The sequence below is a fragment of the Mesorhizobium sp. P2_E10 genome (assembly GCF_056404235.1).
Genome location: NZ_JBFUEK010000003.1, coordinates 327,012 through 343,753, shown reverse-complemented (window position 1 = coordinate 343,753; position 16,742 = coordinate 327,012). Strand labels below are relative to the sequence as shown.

The following is a 16,742-nucleotide window of genomic DNA, read 5'->3' as shown; positions in this document are numbered from 1 at the left end:
GGCTTTATCCCTGAGAAAACAGGCTCAGGCTTTTTTTCGCGTCATGAAGGCGGTTAGGGCAGCGCGCGCCTCGTCGGATTTGAGCCGCTCGCGGAAATGGGCGCTCTCTTCGCCGATGCGGGCGACAAGGTCTTCACGCGAACCGCGCATCAGGTCGCGGGCAATCTTCAGCGCCTGCGGCGGCTTGGCCGCGATCTGGCCGGCAGCGGCGAGAACCGAAACCTCGAGCGCGTCTTCCTCGACCACTTCGTAGATCAGTCCGGCGGCTTTTGCCCGTTCGGCCGAAAAACCCTCGCCGAGCCCAAGCAGCGCGAAGGCGCCCTGGCGCCCCAGTATCTGCGGGGCGAGCAGGCTGGATCCCGCCTCGGGCACCAGGCCGAGATCGACGAAGGGCGTGCGGAAGACCGTGCGCGGCGTGGCGAAGGTGAGGTCGCAATGAAGATTGAGCGTGGTGCCGATGCCGACGGCGATGCCGTCGACGCCGGAGACTAGAGGTTTTTCCACCTTGGCCAGCGCCATCAGGAAATCCCAGACCTCGGTGCCGCCGTCGCCGCCAGTGGCGACGACCAGGAAATCGGCGAGGTCATTGCCGGCCGAGAAGGCACCGGGAACGCCGAGGAAGACATGAACGCGGACCGCCGGATCGGCATCGCCCGACGCCAGGGCCGCCGACATCGTCGCGTACATGGCGCGCGTCAGCGCGTTCTTCTTGTCCGGACGGTTCATGCGGATGATCTGGATGGCGCCCTGGCGCTCGACGAGAATATGGTCTGTCACGGTCTTTTTTCCCTGGTGAACGTCAAGCGGAGAATTCAGGCGGAGATCAACGTCTGGCCGGCAAGAGCAAGGCTTTCGGCGCCGTCGAGAATGCGTGCCTTCAAAGCATGTGTCTCGCCGAGCAGGTTTTCGGCGAAGAAGCGGCAAAGGGCGATGCGGTTCTGGTCGGCAAGCCCGCCCCGCGCCAGATAGGCGCCGCCGGCGGCAAGCGAGATCAGCCTGAGATAGGGCGTGGCGCCGGCAAGCGCTGCGTCGTTCTGTCCATCGGCCGTCAGCTGCTGCAGAAAGCGCGTGGCTTGCGTGAGATCCTCGAGCGCCTTGTCGAGCATATCGGCGGTGCGGCCAAACCCCTCAAGGTTGGAGGTCCGTACCGCATTAGCGACAGCTGCCAGTTCGGCGATGTAGCCGTGCACATGCTCGCCGCCGCCGAGCGGCAGTTTGCGCGCCACCAGATCAATCGCCTGGATGCCGTTGGTGCCTTCATAGATCGGGGCGATGCGGGCATCGCGATAGAGCGCTGCCGCACCCGTCTCCTCGATGAAACCCATGCCGCCATGCACCTGGACGCCAAGCGAGGCGACGTCGACGCCGACATCGGTGGAAAAGGCCTTGGCCAAAGGCGTCAACAGATTGGCGCGGTCGCGCCAATGCGTCGCCGCGTCGCCGGTGGACACGCGCGCGCTGTCGATGGCGTGGGCGCAGGAATAGCTGATGGCGCGCGCGATCTGCGTCAGTGCCTTCATGGTCAGCAGCGTGCGCTGCACGTCCGGGTGATGGACGATCGGCGCCATGCCGGCGCCGTTGTAGCTTGCAGCCTTGCCTTGCCGGCGGTCATTGGCATAGGCGATCGCCTTTTGCGTCGCGGCTTCGGCGACTGCGACGCCCTGCATGCCGACGCAAAGCCGGGCATTGTTCATCATGGTGAACATGCAGGCGAGGCCCTTGTTCTCCTCGCCGATCAGCCAGCCGATGGCGCCGGGCGTCGTGCCCTGGAAACCATCGCCATAGATCATGGTGCAGGTCGGCGAAGCATGGATGCCCAGCTTGTGCTCGAGCCCGGAGCAGAAGACATCGTTGCGGGCGCCGAGCGACCCATCGTCGCCGACCAGGAATTTCGGCACCAGGAACAGCGATATGCCGCGCGTGCCAGCCGGTGCATCGGGCAGCCGCGCCAACACCAGATGAATGATGTTGTCGGTGAAATCGTGCTCGCCATAGGTGATGAAGATTTTCTGGCCGAAGATGCGATAGGTGCCGTCGCCGACTGGCTCGGCGCGGGCGCGCAAGGCAGCGAGGTCGGAACCCGCCTGCGGCTCGGTCAGGTTCATCGTGCCCATCCATTCGCCGGACACGAGTTTGGCCAGATACTTCGCCTTCAGCGCCTCGGAAGCATGCTTGTCCAGCGCTTCGACCGCACCCATGGTCAGCGTCGGGCCGATGCCGAAGGCCATGGCGGCGGAGTTCCACATTTCGAGCGCGGCGACGCCGAGCATGGTCGGCAGCGCCTGGCCGCCAAACTCTTCAGGCCCCGACAGCGCGTTCCAGCCGCCGTCGATCCAGTGGCGATAGAGCGCCTTCCAGCCGGGCGGCATGGTAACGGCGGCGCCCTTCAGCGCGGCACCTTGCTCGTCGCCGATCTTGTAGAGCGGCGCCACCTCTTCGCTGGCAAAGCGGCCGGCCTCGGCCAGGATGGCGTCGACAAGATCTTCGCCGAGATCGCCAAAGGTGCCGGCATCGAGCGCCGGCTTGAGCCCGGCGACGTGCTTCAGCGTGAAGGCAATATCCTCGACCGGTGCCTTGTACATGCCGCTTGCTCCTCCCTACCTTTGCGGGCCGACCCTAGGACCAGCGCGGCCGCAAAACCATCCGCCTTTGGGCGGTCTCCCATCTTCTTTTTACGTAAACGTCAAACTTTGTCACGCGGATTTTGCAAAAGAAGCCTCCCTTGAAATGTACGGTCAATCACCGTACATTCATGCCCAAGAGGTGAAATGATGCCAAACCAACAGACCCGTACTGCCCGTCTTGAAGCTCGTATTTCGCCAGATATGCTGAGTGTGGTGAAACGTGCAGCCGAAATCCAGGGCCGCAGCGTCAGCGACTTCGTGGTCTTCGCGGCACAAGAAGCTGCACAACGCACCATTGAGGAGACTGCTATCATCCGCCTGTCCATCGAGGATCAGCGCGCTCTGGTAGAGGCCATTCTCAATCCGCCCGAACCCAATGAAGCGTTGCGTAAAGCGGCCGCCGCCTACAAGCGACTTGTCGTCGAATCCCGGTGAGTCTCAAGCTGATCATCGAGCCGCTCAGCGGATCGCATGATCGCACGACTTTCAGTTGTGGTGTGTTGGCGCTCGACCGCTATCTCAGTGAACAAGCGAACCAAGACATCAAACGCCGGGTCAGCAATTGCTTCGTTGCCGTTGATGGCAACGGCGGTGCTGTTGCGGGCTACTACACCCTGGCGGCATCAAGCGTGCCCATCGCATCGTTGCCGGAAGACTTGACGAAGCGCCTGCCCCGCTATCCCGTCCTGCCCGCGATACTGATCGGCAGACTGGCGGTCGACACCCGATACCAAGGACGGCAAGTCGGAACGGCGCTGATCGTGGACGCGTTTCGACGCAGCGTCCAGGCAGCGCCTGCGTCCTTTGCGTTGATCGTTGATGCCAAGGATGATCAGGCTGCCGCTTTCTATCGCAAGCATGGCTTCATGCCATTTGAGAGCCGCCCGCTGTCGCTGTTCCTGCCCATAGCCACAGCGTTGAAGCTCTTTGGCTAACGTCGCCGTGCTCTGAACGGCCCCCTCCTCTGCTGATCCGCCGATAAGCATTTCCTTAACCATAGCGGTTCACCATCGGTGTTTGGTCAGCGGGGACACCCTGTTTGAAAACGCCGGCGCATCTTTTTCGCCGCTCAGCGCTCGCTCTCGCGGCGATGGTGGCGCTGACATCGGCCGCACAGGCCTCGGATTTCGCCGAGCCGTGGAAGAACGCCGACCGCGCGCTGGTCATCGACGCCTACGAATACAATTCCATCGACTGGGCGCAAATGGCCACCGACAAGCGCGTCGTCGGCTTCATCAACAAGGCCTCCGACGGACTGCCGCCGCCCTATTTCTGCACCGGCGACGAGACCGAGGTGCGGCTCTGCAAGACGCTGTGGAAACGCTATGCGGTGACGCGCGAACTGTTCCAGACGCGCAAGGTGGTGGCCAAGGCGCTCGGGCTGAAATGGGGCGCCTATCACCTCGCCCGCCCCGGCAATCCGGTCGATCAGGCCAACAGTTTCATCGATTTCGCCGAACCGGCGCCGGACGACCTGATGGCCCTGGATGTCGAGGGCAATGACCCGACGCAGTGGATGTCGCTCGAGGATGCCGAGGAGTTCGTGCGCCAGGTGCATCGACGCGTTGGCCGCTTCCCGGTGCTCTACACCAACGGCAAGACAGCCCAGTACATCGCCGACAACCGCTACAGGTACCGGCTCTTGTCGCGGCTGCCGCTCTGGTACGCGCGCTACAAGCCCGACATCGACGTCCATTTTCCGATGGGCAACTGGCAAGGCTATGCGCTGTGGCAGTTTTCGGCGCAGGCCAATTGCGGCCGATTGCACTGCCCCTATCGGGTCGCGGGCACGCCCAACGACATCGATGTCAATGTGGCGCCGATGGATGCAGCTGCGCTGCGCCAGCAATGGTCCTTCGGCGGGCTGATCGACGTGCCGGCGGACTATCTCGCCTCGATACCGGTGCCGGTTTCGCGCGAGGCGGGCCTGGCCGGCAATGTCACCATCACCTACGCATCGGTGGCGACACCGCCGACGGTCGAGGAGATGGTCGCGGTCATCGGCGCACGCTGGTCGAGGTTCCGCGACGGCTTCCGCATGCCGGTGGTGAAGACGGTGCCGCGGCGGCCGAATTTCGGTATTGTCCAATATGTCGCCTGGAAGCGGACCGAGCAGCGTTCGCCGGCACAGCTCGAGGCCGCCTTCACCGCGGCGGCCGACCCGGTCAGCACGGCTTCGACGGGACTCGACCGCACCAGCGGCAAAGGTCTGTCCCGCCCATTTTAGAGCCGTGTCGAGGTTCAGCGAACCTTTTCACGAGCCACAGCCTGCCAGCCGATGTCGCGGCGGCAGAATCCATCCGGCCAGTCGATGCGATCGAGCGCGGCATAGGCTTTTTCTTGCGCCTCGCCGACGGTCTTGCCTGTCGCCGTGATGTTGAGCACGCGGCCGCCATTGGCGACCAGCGCGCCGCTGTTGATGGCGGTGCCGGCGTGAAATATCTCGACGCCATCGCCTGCGGCTTCGTCGAGGCCACGGATGACCGAGCCCTTTTCCGGTGCACCGGGATAGCCCCTCGCCGCCATCACCACGGTCAGCGCGGCCTCGTCGCGCCAGCGCACTGAGGTATGGGCAAGCTGGCCGTCGGCGGAAGCATTGAGCAGAACCAGGAGATCGTCCTTCAGCCGCATCATCAGCACCTGGCATTCCGGGTCGCCGAAGCGGGTGTTGTATTCAATCAGTTTCGGGCCCTGGTCCGATATCATCAGCCCGGCAAACAGCACGCCGGAAAACGGTGCGCCAAGTTCAGCCATGCCGCGCATGGTCGGCTCGATGATCTCGCGCATGGTGCGGTCGATCATCTGAGCCGTCATCACCGGCGCCGGCGAATAGGCGCCCATGCCGCCGGTGTTGGGGCCGGTGTCGCCGTCGCCGACGCGCTTGTGATCCTGCGCGGTGCCGAAGGGCAAGGCGGTAACGCCGTCGCACAGGCAGAAGAAACTCGCTTCCTCGCCGGTGAGGAACTCCTCGATCACGACCTCGGCGCCGGCCTGGCCGAAGGAGCCGTCGAAACAGGCATCGAGTGCGGCCAGCGCCTCATCCAGCGTCATGGCGACGGTGACGCCCTTGCCGGCGGCGAGACCGTCGGCCTTGATGACGATCGGCGCACCCATCTTTTCGACATAGGCCCTGGCCGACGCCAGATCGCCGAAGCGGCCATAGGCAGCGGTCGGGATGTTGTATTTCGCACAAAGATCCTTGGTGAAGCCCTTCGAGCCTTCCAGCCGCGCCGCAGCCTTCGAAGGGCCAAAGACGCGGATGTTTGCGGCGCGCAGGTCGTCGGCAATGCCGGCGACCAGCGGCCCTTCCGGTCCGACCACGACGAGGTCGATTTTCTTCTCCGCGCAGAACGCGGTCACCGCCGCATGATCGGCAATATCGAGCGTCACCAGCTCGGCTTCGCGGCCGATGCCCGGATTGCCGGGCGCGGCGTAGAGTTTGGTCAGCAACGGCGATGCGGCAAGCTTCCAGGCCAGGGCATGTTCGCGGCCGCCGGAGCCGATCAATAAAACGCGCATGCCAACATCCCTTGCCATTCCAAGACAAGGACTGCGCTATTGCCCGCCGGGCGACGGGTCAAGACTTTTGCGACCCTCAAGACCGATTGCGCACGGGAACGTTGGGCATCAACGTCCCCGATGCGTCGAACCGGCCAGCTTCCGTCAGCTCTGGAAGACGGCTTAGCTGCTGAAGATGGTGGGAAACCAGTCCTCGCGCAGTTTCTGTCCCGGCTTCATGTCGTGGCCGGGATAGGGCGGAGAGGTGCGGCCGGGTCGCTCGACATAGCGCGCATCGTCGCCAACCCAGCGCAGCGACAGCGCCCGGCGCCGGGCCGCGGTCATGTTGCCGCGCGCGCCATGCGCGGTCCGGAAGTCGAACAAGATGGCGTCACCCGGTTCCATCTCCCATTCGAGAACCTTCAGGGAAGGATCGTTGTCGGGATCAGGCACCGGCAGATAGTCGCCCTCGCCGGCGTAGAAATTGCTGTCGTCGAGCCAGCGCACCGGCAGGATCATCTTGTCCCATTTGTGCGAGCCGGCGATCACTCGCAACGTCGCCTCCTTCACCGGATCGATGGGAATCCAGAAGCTGACGGTCTGCTGGCCGTCGACAAAGTAGTAGGGGATGTCCTGATGCCAGGGCGTCGGCTTCTGCGTGCCGGGTTCCTTGACCAGCACGTGGTCGTGGAAGAACTGGGCGGAGCGCGATTGCATCACCGCCGCCGCCAGTTCGGCGGCCGGCGATTCCCGCACCACCTTGGCGAATTCGGGGATGCGCTCCCAGTTGCAATAGTCGTCGAAGAAACTGCCGCGGCCATCGGCAATGTCCGACGCGGTGGTGCTGCGGTTCTGGATGTTGCGCTCAATGCCGGCGGCGATGGTGTCGACCCAGTCCTTGAAGGCGCCACGGATGCAAACCGCGCCATCGCGCTGGTAGTCGGCAATTGTCTCGGCATCGATGTGTTGGGTGGCCATCGGTTCGCTTCCTTCTCAAGGGATGGCCGACTATCGCAGCCACCGCCCATCAGGTAAAATAATTACTTTCCATGCAACACATAGAAACAGACTATGAATTTGACCTTGATACAGCTGCGTTATCTCGTCGCCGTGGCGCGTCACGGCAGCGTCACCGCGGCGGGGCGAACGCTCAACGTCTCGCAGCCGTCGATTTCGGTGGCCATCGACAATGTCGAGAAGAATTTCGGCCAGAAACTGTTTGTCCGCCAGCGTGGCAGCGGCATCTCGCTGACCTCGTTCGGCCGGACAGCGGTGGCGAAGGCTAAACAGGTTCTGGCCGAGGCGGACGAGCTTGCCAGCTTGGGATCGCGCGAGGCGGCTGTCGCCGGCGAGCTGGTGCTTGGCTGTTTCGAGGATCTGGCGCCCTATTTCGCGCCGGCGCTGATCCGCGCCTTCTCGGAACGGTGTCCGGGCGTCGAGATCGTCGTCCGCGACGAGACGTTCGAGACGCTGGGACGGCGGCTGAGCGACTCTGCCATCGATCTCGGCCTCAGCTATGATCTCGGCCTGCCCAGCCATTTCGCCCGCATCCTGCTGCATGAGCTCAGGCCGCATGCACTGCTGCCGGCCGGCCATGCTCTGGCCAGCCGTGCGGCCGTCAGCCTGGCGGACCTCGCGGCCTATCCATTGATTACCACCGACCAACCGCACAGCTGGCAGCACATGCTCGACCTGTTCAGCAGCCGTGGCCTTTCGCCGGTGGCTGACACCAGGACAAGTTCGTTCGAACTGCAGCGCAGCATGGTGGCCAATGGTTTTGGCGTCGCCGTCAGCTACACCCGCCCGCATGGCGACTTGAGCTATGACGGCCTGCCGCTGATCTGCAAACCGCTCGCCGATCCGCTGCCCATGCAGCGCATCATCCTGACCCATGATACGCGCCAGCGCCTGTCGAATGTCGCGCTGGCCTTCATCGATGTGGCGAAAGGCTGGTTCTCCGCCCACGATATTTTCACCTGATCAGATCGGTCTTGACGGCTTTCGCCGCTGCTGCCACTCCAGCGGTATGGAAACCGTGCAATCGAAAGCAGCTCAGGGCCGTGTCGCCGACGCGCCGAGCGGCCATTGGGTCTACCGCGTTCTGCCGCGCTGGCTATGGCCTTTTGCGCAGCTCGCCCGATGGGACCGGCCGATCGGCTGGCAGTTGCTGTTGTGGCCATGCTGGTGGTCCGCCGCGCTTGCCGCGACTGCCTATCCCCGACCCGGCGATCCGCTGCTCTCGCTGCTGCCGGCGCCGTGGTATCTCTTGCTGTTCCTGATCGGCGCCATCGCCATGCGCGGCGCCGGCTGCACCTACAACGATTTGGTCGACCAGGACATCGACAACCAGGTCGAGCGCACGCGCTCGCGGCCGCTGCCATCAGGCAAGGCGACACGCCGGCAGGCCTGGATATTCCTCGTCATCCAGGCATTGATCGGCCTGGCGGTGCTCTTGCAATTCAACGACTTCGCCATCCCGCTCGGCATCGCTTCGCTGGTCATCGTCGCCGTCTATCCGTTCATGAAGCGGTTCACCAACTGGCCGCAGCTGGTGCTTGGCCTCGCCTTTTCGTGGGGCGCGCTGATGGGATGGGCGGTGGAGTTCGGCGATCTCGATGGCCCTGCCGTCATGCTCTATGTCGGCTCGATCCTGTGGGTGATCGGCTACGACACGATCTATGCGCACCAGGACAAGGAAGATGACGCCATCGTCGGCGTACGCTCGACCGCGCGGCTGTTCGGCGACAACACCAAGAGCTGGCTCGTCGGGCTCTATGGCGGGGCGCTGGTCTGCTTTGCCATCGCCTTCGCCTCGGCCCAAGCGCCGGTGCCGGCGCTGGCCGGGCTGATTGCCGCCGGCGCCCATATGGCGCGCCAGATAGCCAGGCTGGATATCAACAATCCGGACCAGTGCCTGCTTCTGTTCAAATCGAACAACCAGGTCGGCTGGCTGATCTTTCTCGGCCTGCTCGGCGGTGCGCTATGGGTGACGCTGAAGCCGCTGGTGTAGCGGCGCCCGGGCCCTTCGCAGGCTCAGGGCGCTCGAAGCTCGAAAAGCCAAGCAATTGGCTTTTCGTCCGCTGTCGCGGACCGCTTCTCTCACTCCCTGGAAATAATCTCCAGGCCGTCGACGACCAGCCTGAGGCCGAGGTCGCCGGCCCTGCGGCGGGCAAGGAAGCGCGGGCGGCGCGTGGTCGAGACGCGGCCCTTGCGGCGGTCCTGCGGCGGCAGCGCCTTGATGGCGGCGCCGAGCGACTCCTCCAGCGTGCGGGCGATGCCGTCGGCTTCGATCAGCAGCATCTGCAGGCGATAGGCGTCGGCCCAGGCGCGCCAGTCGGCGGCGACATCGTCGAGATCGTCGGCGACCAGCAGCGGCACCGACAGCATCGGATCATTGTGCAGAAGTTCCAGCGTCACCGTGACATTGCCTTCCGGATCCTCCATCGCGCGGGCGGCGACGCCGCGAAACGCGTTGGCGGGCAGAGCGATGATCGCCGGCACGCCGCTCATCTCGAGCGTGCGACGGATGACGGCGCCACGCTGGTCGATGGTGAAGGTCACGTCGCCATAGTCGTCGCGGGTGGCATAGCTTACCACTTGCGGCAGGCGGAATGGGTCGAGACGCATGTTGCGCCCAGCCCAAACGGGCTTCAGTACACTGTTCATTTAACGCCTTCCTGTCTTCTCCTGAGAGCCGTTTTGCGGGTCTCTCCGGGCCGGTTTTCCCTGCCTCGTTGTGGAGAATATTAGGCCGGGCTTCTTACCGCCCGGCTTAAGAAAGTCGGTTAAATTTTGCTGATCTCAGGGGATGGTTATCGGAATGAGACCGAACACAAGATGTCGAAAGGATCAGATAACCTTACCGGGATTCATGATGCCGGCCGGGTCGAAGGCCGCCTTCACCCTGCGCATCAAATCGATCGCCATCGGCGGCGCGCTCGCGATCAATTCGTCGCGCTTCAACTGGCCGATACCGTGCTCGGCCGAGATCGAACCGTGAAAGGAGCGCACGACATCGTGCACCGCATGGTTCATGGCGTGGTAGAGGCCGAGAAAGGCCTCGTCGTCGCCGTCGATAGGCCGCGAGATGTTGTAGTGCAGATTGCCGTCGCCCATGTGGCCGAAGCAGACCACGCGCGCACCGGCGCTGACCGACGCCACGGCGCCAGCCGCCTTTTCGATAAACCCAGGGATCGATGCCACCGGCACCGAGATGTCATGCTTGATCGAGGCCCCCTCGGGCTTCTGCGACTCGGGCAGCACCTCGCGGAAATTCCAGAAGGCGTCACCCTGCGCAAGGCTTGCGGCGATCACCGCATCGCCGACGATGCCTTGTTCGAGGCCGGCTGACAGTACCTCCTCGATCAGCGCTTTGGCATCATCGGCCGAACGGCCGGAGGAAACCTGCATCAGCACGTACCATGGCCAATCCTCGGCCAGCGGCCTTGCAACGCCTTGCGCGTGAAGAAGTGTGAAGTCGTAGGGCCGCCTGCCGATCAACTCGAAGGCGGTGAGTGCGGCGCCAGCATGGCCCATCGCCAGGCTGAACAGGGCAAGGGCTGCTTCAGGCGACGACAGGCCGGCAAAGGCCACTTCGCGGCCCTTGGGCTTGGGGAACAGCTTGAGCACGGCGGCGGTGATGACGCCAAGCGTGCCTTCGGCGCCGACAAACAGGTTCTTCAGATCGTAGCCGGTGTTGTCCTTCTTCAGCTTGCGCAGGTCGTCGAACACCTCGCCGGTCGGCAGCACCACTTCGACGCCGAGGCAGAGTTCACGCGCATTGCCGTAGGCAAGCACGCCGGTGCCGCCAGCATTGGAGGAGAGATTGCCGCCGATCTGGCAGGAGCCTTGCGCGGCGAGCGACAGTGGAAACAGCCGGTCGGCGGCATCGGCCGCTTCCTGCAGCGTCTGCAGGATGACGCCGGCCTCGACGGTCACCGTGTTGGAGAGGACATCGATCTCGCGGATGCGGTTCAGCCGCGACAGCGACAGCACGATTTCGCGACCGGAGGTGTCCGGCACCTGGGCGCCGACCAGGCCGGTGTTGCCGCTCTGCGGCACGATGGGCGTTCCCGTCTCGCTCGCCAGGCGCATGATGCGGCTGACCTCGTCGACGCTGCCGGGCCTCAGCACAAGTGCTGTCCTGCCGTGCCACAGTCCGCGCCGCTCGGTGAGGTAAGGCGCGATATCCTGCTGGTCGCGCAGCGCATATTTGTCGCCGACGATGGACGCGAAGCGATCGATGAGGGCGGGGTCGAGATCTGCGAGAATTTTGGTCATGGCTGGAAGCTATGTCTCGGATGCGGAGATGTCACGCGGGGCGGCGGCGCGCGCAAGCCGGTCGTTGATCGCTTCGCCCAACCCGTCGAAAGGGATTGGCTCGACGGCAATGCTTGTCGCGCCGCTGCGGTCGAGCTCCTGAAGGTGTGCGAAGAGATTGCTGGCGGCTTCGCGCAAATCGCCTGATACAGAGAGGTTGCGCACAGCCGCCGCGCCTTGCCAGCCTTCGGCACGGCGGCCGCCAAAGGCCAACAGTGCTTCGTCCCTGGTGATTTTTTCGGCATTGAGCCGCACCGCCGCACCCGGCGCATAATGCGAGGCCAGCATGCCGGGCGCCTCAATGCCCGCTGTCGCGCCGCGCAGCAGTTTTGTCCCCGCGATCGCTTCGATCTCCTCGGCGGCGATGCCGCCCGGTCGCAGCAACCGCACTGTTGCGCCTTCGACCTTGACGATGGTCGATTCCAGCCCGACCGGCGTCGCGCCGCCATCGACCACCAGCCTGATCCTGGCACCGAGATCGGCGACCACGGCCTCAGCCGTGGTGGCGCTGATTTTTCCAGAGGAATTGGCGCTGGGCGCCGCCAGTGGGTGGCCAAGCCTGGCGATCAATTCGCCGCCAAAGCCTTTCGGCATGCGCAGTGCGATCGTGTCCAGCCCGGCGGTGACCAGCGGATGGATGCCGTTGCCGGGCCGCTGCGGCAGCACCAGCGTCAGTGGCCCGGGCCAGAAGGCCTGCGCCAGCCTTTTCGACAGGGGATCGAACAGCGCAATGCGCTCGGCCATCGCCAGATCGGCGACATGGGCAATCAGCGGATTGAAGCGCGGGCGGCCCTTGGCCTCGAAAATGCGCGCCACGCCGATGCCATTGGTCGCGTCGCCGGCCAGCCCATAGACCGTTTCGGTCGGGATGGCGACGACGTCGCCACCTTCGAGCAACGCCAGCGCCCGCTCCATCGCCTCGCCGGCGGCAACTATCTCAGCCACTGTCATCACCTCGCAGATGCCGGGTGCGTAGTACGCTGGCGCTTATGGGGCAAGTCCGGGCGTTGGCGAATTATCAATCCCTAAAATGCTATGCTTCCTCGCAAGCCGGCATCAATTCCCTAACGCTATGGTGTCGGCTTCATGGGCAAGGGGAGTATCATGGTGTCGGTGCGTATGCTTGGAGCGCTTGGTTTTACCCTGGCGGCGATGACCGGCGGGGCACAGGCCTCTTCAATTCTCGTTCTCGGCGCATCGACGTCGACGCCGTCCGTGGTCAGGCTTGGCTCGGCCGAACCGGTGAAGATCGCTGCCTACACCACGCCATCGATCGTGGCACTCGGCGACCCTGAGCCGGATGTCACCTTTGAAAAGGTCGCGGCGATCCCGGAAAAGCCCAAACACAAATCCGGCTCCACGCAACCTCCGATGATCATTCGTGGCGGCGTTGTCGGCGGCGCCTTCGCGTCGCCCGCCGCACCGGCCAAGGCCACGACAGCGGCCGCGCCGGCAACCGGCACCAAACCTGTGGCTGATACCAAGCCTGCAGGAGAAACGACCGCAACGAACGGCAAGCCACAGCCTGAAACACAATCGCAGCCTCAACCGGCAGCGACGGTTCCGCCAGCGACACCGCCGGGACCCCCTGCAGAGAAACTCATGTAGACTGTTCGGCTTGACGCCGATCCGCCGGCCGGCGCACCATCATGCCAAAGCGCCGCGCCGGGTTTCCCGGCTCAGGACACAGGGGGCTATCATGAAGGCTAGATCATTTACCGTCGCCGGCCTGTTGCTGGCATCATTGCTGGGCACGGGAGCTGCCCGCGCCGATGACATGCTGGGGTCCTATGTCGCGCGCATTTCCGATCGGGACCACCATGCCAGCGATGGCTACGAACTGGACAGTGCCGCGCAGATGGTGCGGCAGGACCGCGCCAACTGGCACAAGTTTCACCGGCGCGACGCCGATGATCAGGGTGACGACTGGTTCAGCAGCAATGACGACCGCGCGAATTTGCAGCGCATGCTGCAGCGCGGCGGCGCGATGAGTTCCTCGACCAAGCGCGCCATCGTCAATGGCGAGCCGTTGATCCAGGTCGACGTCTACGAAGACAGCGTGCACGTCAGCATTCTGGAGGATTGACTTCGTCAACCTCGGGAAGACTGACAAGGTCAGCATCCGGGACTGAAAAAACAGGGCGGCTGATGAGCCGCCCTGTTTCGTCACTGCAGTCGGTCGAGAAATCTCAGGCCGCTTCATCCTTGTCGTCGGCGGCCTCGTCGGACTCGTCCTTCTCGTCAGCGTCGTCGCCTTCGGCCTTCACGCTGTCGTCGTCCTCGTCGTCATTTTCTTCGTCGTCGTCTTCGTCCTCGTCGTCGCCTGAGAGGACGGCAGCCTTGTCGTCGTCTTCGTCGGTGTCTTCGCTGCCTTCGTCATCGCCATCCTCGTCGTCATCCGACAGATCGGCAGCTTCGATCGCAGCGGCAGCGGTTTGATCGAGGGTCGTTTCGGAAGCGGATTCAAGCGCCTCGGCGTCGCCCGAGGTTTCTTCTGTCACTTCGATTTCGTGAGCGGAATTCATGGAAGCCTCCGTGGGGTTGGAGAACATGTCCCTTTTGCCACGGAGAGATCATCGTCATATGACTGTAAGCCGGCTCGAACGCCCGGCCGGCAGATTTTTTTCAGCTGTTTTGTTTGAGCATGATCTTGTCCGAAAACCGGTTCCCACTTTTCGGGATCATGCTCTTAGCCAGCTATCTTCGAGAAATCCGCGACCTGATCGGTCGCCGCGCGGATGCGGGCGAGCAGCGCCAGGCGGTTGGCGCGCACGGTCTGGTCCTCATCATTCACGAGAACACGCTCAAAGAATGAATCAACCGGTTCACGCAACACGCTAAGCGCCAGCATGGCGGCGGAAAAGTCTTCATTCTGAATCGCTTCGCCGGCTTGCCTCTCAGCCTGATTCACCGCCGCAAACAGCGATTTCTCGGCATCCTCCCTGAAAAGAGCCGGCACAACAGTGCTTGCAATCGCCGTTTTCTTCTTCTCCTCGGCGGCAAGAATGTTGGCCGCGCGCTTGCTGCCGGCGAGCAGGTTCCTGCCATCCTCGGTATCGAGGAAGGAGCCCAGCGCTTCGACCCGGCTGACGATCTGCAAGAGGTCGTCAGACTGCGGCGTGATGACGGCGTCGATCAGATCATGCCGCGCACCCTGGTCGCGGAGGTAGACTTTGAGGCGGTCATGGAAGAAGGCGAGGAGGTCGCCAATGAATGGGACCAAGGAGGCTTCCAGCTCCATTACGCGCTGGCCATCGAAGAATTCTCGCTCTGGATCGGAAGCGCCAAAGGTTTCGGCAATTGCCTTCTCGAGGCCGTTCTTCACCAGTTCAGCGACAAGACCTGCTTCCGGTAAGAGACGGCTCGTGCCTCTGTACTCGTGAATACGAGTATCCAGCATGGCCACCACGCCTCGGCTTTCGGCGCCCTCACCCAGACGTTCATATGCCGCGAGCGCCGATGAAACCGTCGCTGCAATGGCAACGCCAAAGGAAAGCTTGATCCTGTTTTCGAGCACGATCCTGACCACCCCCAGCGCCGCCCTTCGTAGCGCGTAAGGATCCTTTGACCCCGTCGGCTTTTCGTCGATGGCCCAGAAACCGACCAGCGTGTCGAGCTTGTCGGCGAGCGCCACGGCAATCGAGACCGGATCGGTCGGCACACGGTCAGACGGACCTTGCGGTTTGTAGTGCTCCTCGATCGCCGCGGCGACGGACGCGTGCTCGCCCTGGAGCAGCGCATATTTGCGGCCCATGGCGCCCTGCAATTCCGGAAACTCGCCCACCACTTCGGTGGTGAGGTCGGCCTTCGCCAGCACAGCGGCCCGCTTGGCGAGTGCGGGAATCTCCCCCCTCGAGGGGGATATGTCGCCGAAGGCGACGGAGGGGGTCGGCACGACAGGGTGCGACTCCTTCTCGCGGACAGAAGACGTCGGCGCTTCACGCGCGGCAACCCCCTCTGGCCTGCCGGCCATCTCCCCCTCGAGGGGGGAGAGCGACTTCGCCACGATCGGCGCCAATTCTTCAGCAAGCCGGGCAATCCGCTCCACCCGCTCGCCCTGGGTGCCGAGCTTGGCGTGGAAGGTGACGCCGAGATGGTCGAGGCGGGCCATGCGCTGGTCGAGCGGCTTGTTCAGATTGAGGCCGAACTTTGCCGCCGACGCCTGCAACTGGTCGAGATCAGGCACGTTGCCCTGGTCGGTCTTCCAGAAATACAGCGCATCGGACAGGCGGGCGCGCACCACCTTGCCGTTGCCGTGCGCGATCTCCTTGCCGCCATCCCTGGCCTCGATGTTGGCTGTCAGGATGAAGCGGTTGGAAAGGCCTTCGCTGGTGCCTTGTGGCCGCGTCACAAAACACTTCTGGTTGGCGCGGATGGTCAGCCGGATCACCTCGGCCGGAATGGCGAGAAAATCCTGCTCGAACTCGCCCATCAGCACGACCGGCCATTCGACCAGGCCTGACACTTCCTCCAGCAGCCCCTCGTCCTCGACCAGGTCGAGCCCGTTGGCGAAGGCGAGGTTCCTGGCATCGGCAAGGATGATTTCCTTGCGCCGGTCGCCATCGAGCACGACCTTCGCCGCCTCCAGCTTGGTCACATAGTCATCGAAGCGGCGCACGGTGATGGCATCCGGCGCATGAAAGCGGTGGCCGTAGGTGACATTGCCCGCGCGGATGCCGTCGATCTCGAAATCGACCACCACCGGCTCCTCGGTCTCCGGGCCGAAGGTGCACAGGATCGACTGCAGCGGCCGCACCCAGCGCAAAGAGCCGGGTTTCGCCGAGGCCGGCCCCCAGCGCATCGATGTCGGCCAGGGGAAGCTGCGGATGATAGCCGGCACCAGTTCGGCGATGATTTCTTCCGCCGCCCTGCCCGGCTTGGAGATGTGGGCGACATAGAAGTCCCCCTTCTTCGGGTCGGAATGAACATGCGCCTCGGCAATCGAAGCCAGCCCGGCCTTGCGCAGAAATCCCTGCACGGCCTGTTCCGGCGCCGTCGTCGACGGCCCCTTGATCTCCTCGTGAATGTCCTTCGAGCGCGCGGTCAGGCCCCTGATGTCGAGCGTGAGCCGCCGCGGCGTCCAGTATTCGCGCGCGGCGTCATAGGTCAGCCCGGCCTCAACCAGACCGTCGGTCAGCATCTTCCTGAGATCGCCCGCCGCCTTGCGCTGCATGCGGGCAGGGATCTCTTCCGAGCGGAGTTCTAGAAGCAGGTCAGGCATGGATAGGGCTCACGCGGCAATGGTCCGGGCGGGGCATAGCAACTCGGCTGGCCGCTGTCACCCTTTCCAGAAATTTTGAC

General features: G+C 63.8%; 16 protein-coding genes. 7 read left to right on the top strand and 9 right to left on the bottom strand.

The features are described 5' to 3' along the window. Positions 1-24: 24 nt before the first annotated feature. On the bottom strand, positions 25-777 hold the full coding sequence (locus tag AC1D0N_RS10565; protein ID WP_477243506.1) for a crotonase/enoyl-CoA hydratase family protein: 753 nt from the start codon (positions 775-777) through the stop codon (positions 25-27). A gap of 35 nt (positions 778-812) precedes the next feature. Then, on the bottom strand, positions 813-2,582 hold the full coding sequence (locus tag AC1D0N_RS10560) for an acyl-CoA dehydrogenase (protein ID WP_477243504.1): 1,770 nt from the start codon (positions 2,580-2,582) through the stop codon (positions 813-815). A 189-nt stretch (positions 2,583-2,771) separates the two neighbouring features. On the opposite strand from AC1D0N_RS10560, the gene AC1D0N_RS10555 reads away from it, so the two are divergent. The 3 genes from AC1D0N_RS10555 (at position 2,772) to AC1D0N_RS10545 (ending at position 4,851) form a co-directional block, all read left to right on the top strand. Beyond that, positions 2,772-3,059 carry a type II toxin-antitoxin system TacA family antitoxin gene (locus tag AC1D0N_RS10555; protein WP_477243502.1) on the top strand — a complete coding sequence of 96 codons (288 nt, stop codon included), beginning with the start codon at positions 2,772-2,774 and terminating at the stop codon, positions 3,057-3,059. Beyond that, complete coding sequence (locus AC1D0N_RS10550; RefSeq protein WP_477243500.1) at positions 3,056-3,559, top strand: GNAT family N-acetyltransferase; 504 nt, start codon at positions 3,056-3,058, stop codon at positions 3,557-3,559. Before AC1D0N_RS10555 ends, AC1D0N_RS10550 begins: the two co-directional genes overlap by 4 nt. 155 nt (positions 3,560-3,714) lie before the next feature. Continuing rightward, on the top strand, positions 3,715-4,851 hold the full coding sequence (locus AC1D0N_RS10545) for a glycoside hydrolase family 25 protein (protein WP_477244014.1): 1,137 nt from the start codon (positions 3,715-3,717) through the stop codon (positions 4,849-4,851). Positions 4,852-4,865: 14 nt separating this feature from the next. Here AC1D0N_RS10545 and purD read toward each other — a convergent pair whose 3' ends face one another. Further along, positions 4,866-6,143, bottom strand: a complete 1,278-nt coding sequence (gene purD, locus AC1D0N_RS10540; RefSeq protein ID WP_477243498.1) for a phosphoribosylamine--glycine ligase — start codon at positions 6,141-6,143, stop codon at positions 4,866-4,868. A gap of 162 nt (positions 6,144-6,305) precedes the next feature. Then, positions 6,306-7,100 (bottom strand): phytanoyl-CoA dioxygenase family protein, encoded by a 795-nt coding sequence (locus tag AC1D0N_RS10535; RefSeq protein WP_477243497.1) that lies wholly within the window; start codon positions 7,098-7,100, stop codon positions 6,306-6,308. Positions 7,101-7,193: 93 nt separating this feature from the next. On the opposite strand from AC1D0N_RS10535, the gene AC1D0N_RS10530 reads away from it, so the two are divergent. After that, positions 7,194-8,102, top strand: coding sequence for a LysR family transcriptional regulator (locus AC1D0N_RS10530; RefSeq protein WP_477243495.1), 909 nt, complete (start codon positions 7,194-7,196; stop codon positions 8,100-8,102). Positions 8,103-8,148: 46 nt separating this feature from the next. Beyond that, positions 8,149-9,132 carry a 4-hydroxybenzoate octaprenyltransferase gene (ubiA, locus tag AC1D0N_RS10525; protein WP_477243494.1) on the top strand — a complete coding sequence of 328 codons (984 nt, stop codon included), beginning with the start codon at positions 8,149-8,151 and terminating at the stop codon, positions 9,130-9,132. Between the two features lie 89 nt (positions 9,133-9,221). On the opposite strand, the gene AC1D0N_RS10520 is transcribed toward ubiA, so the two are convergent. The 3 genes from AC1D0N_RS10520 to AC1D0N_RS10510 form a co-directional block, all read right to left on the bottom strand. Further along, a complete protein-coding gene (locus tag AC1D0N_RS10520; protein WP_477243492.1) occupies positions 9,222-9,788 on the bottom strand; it encodes a DUF6101 family protein in 567 nt (188 codons plus the stop codon). A 183-nt stretch (positions 9,789-9,971) separates the two neighbouring features. Then, the gene (locus AC1D0N_RS10515) at positions 9,972-11,402 is read right to left on the bottom strand and encodes an FAD-binding oxidoreductase (RefSeq protein WP_477243490.1); all 1,431 of its coding nucleotides are present in this window, start codon (positions 11,400-11,402) and stop codon (positions 9,972-9,974) included. 9 nt (positions 11,403-11,411) lie between these two features. Next, complete coding sequence (locus AC1D0N_RS10510) at positions 11,412-12,386, bottom strand: L-threonylcarbamoyladenylate synthase (protein WP_477243488.1); 975 nt, start codon at positions 12,384-12,386, stop codon at positions 11,412-11,414. Between the two features lie 159 nt (positions 12,387-12,545). Between AC1D0N_RS10510 and AC1D0N_RS10505 the strand changes: the two genes are divergently transcribed. Continuing rightward, on the top strand, positions 12,546-13,049 hold the full coding sequence (locus tag AC1D0N_RS10505) for a hypothetical protein (protein ID WP_477243486.1): 504 nt from the start codon (positions 12,546-12,548) through the stop codon (positions 13,047-13,049). A gap of 91 nt (positions 13,050-13,140) precedes the next feature. Beyond that, positions 13,141-13,527, top strand: a complete 387-nt coding sequence (locus AC1D0N_RS10500) for a hypothetical protein (protein ID WP_477243484.1) — start codon at positions 13,141-13,143, stop codon at positions 13,525-13,527. A gap of 103 nt (positions 13,528-13,630) precedes the next feature. Here the strand turns inward: AC1D0N_RS10500 and AC1D0N_RS10495 are convergent, their stop codons facing one another. Next, on the bottom strand, positions 13,631-13,966 hold the full coding sequence (locus tag AC1D0N_RS10495) for an ATPase (RefSeq protein WP_477243482.1): 336 nt from the start codon (positions 13,964-13,966) through the stop codon (positions 13,631-13,633). A gap of 164 nt (positions 13,967-14,130) precedes the next feature. Next, positions 14,131-16,662, bottom strand: a complete 2,532-nt coding sequence (glyS, locus tag AC1D0N_RS10490) for a glycine--tRNA ligase subunit beta (protein WP_477243481.1) — start codon at positions 16,660-16,662, stop codon at positions 14,131-14,133. Positions 16,663-16,742: the final 80 nt, after the last annotated feature.

What these genes read in the sequence shown, in the direction of transcription:
- purD (WP_477243498.1), bottom strand. Translation starts at nt 6,143, where the DNA reads ATGCGCGTTTTATTGATCGGCTCCGGCGGCCGCGAACATGCCCTGGCC.
- AC1D0N_RS10555 (WP_477243502.1), top strand. Translation starts at nt 2,772, where the DNA reads ATGCCAAACCAACAGACCCGTACTGCCCGTCTTGAAGCTCGTATTTCG.
- AC1D0N_RS10495 (WP_477243482.1), bottom strand. Translation starts at nt 13,966, where the DNA reads ATGAATTCCGCTCACGAAATCGAAGTGACAGAAGAAACCTCGGGCGAC.
- AC1D0N_RS10560 (WP_477243504.1), bottom strand. Translation starts at nt 2,582, where the DNA reads ATGTACAAGGCACCGGTCGAGGATATTGCCTTCACGCTGAAGCACGTC.
- ubiA (WP_477243494.1), top strand. Translation starts at nt 8,149, where the DNA reads ATGGAAACCGTGCAATCGAAAGCAGCTCAGGGCCGTGTCGCCGACGCG.
- AC1D0N_RS10545 (WP_477244014.1), top strand. Translation starts at nt 3,715, where the DNA reads ATGGTGGCGCTGACATCGGCCGCACAGGCCTCGGATTTCGCCGAGCCG.
- glyS (WP_477243481.1), bottom strand. Translation starts at nt 16,662, where the DNA reads ATGCCTGACCTGCTTCTAGAACTCCGCTCGGAAGAGATCCCTGCCCGC.
- AC1D0N_RS10515 (WP_477243490.1), bottom strand. Translation starts at nt 11,402, where the DNA reads ATGACCAAAATTCTCGCAGATCTCGACCCCGCCCTCATCGATCGCTTC.
- AC1D0N_RS10520 (WP_477243492.1), bottom strand. Translation starts at nt 9,788, where the DNA reads ATGAACAGTGTACTGAAGCCCGTTTGGGCTGGGCGCAACATGCGTCTC.
- AC1D0N_RS10535 (WP_477243497.1), bottom strand. Translation starts at nt 7,100, where the DNA reads ATGGCCACCCAACACATCGATGCCGAGACAATTGCCGACTACCAGCGC.
- AC1D0N_RS10500 (WP_477243484.1), top strand. Translation starts at nt 13,141, where the DNA reads ATGAAGGCTAGATCATTTACCGTCGCCGGCCTGTTGCTGGCATCATTG.
- AC1D0N_RS10505 (WP_477243486.1), top strand. Translation starts at nt 12,546, where the DNA reads ATGGTGTCGGTGCGTATGCTTGGAGCGCTTGGTTTTACCCTGGCGGCG.
- AC1D0N_RS10530 (WP_477243495.1), top strand. Translation starts at nt 7,194, where the DNA reads ATGAATTTGACCTTGATACAGCTGCGTTATCTCGTCGCCGTGGCGCGT.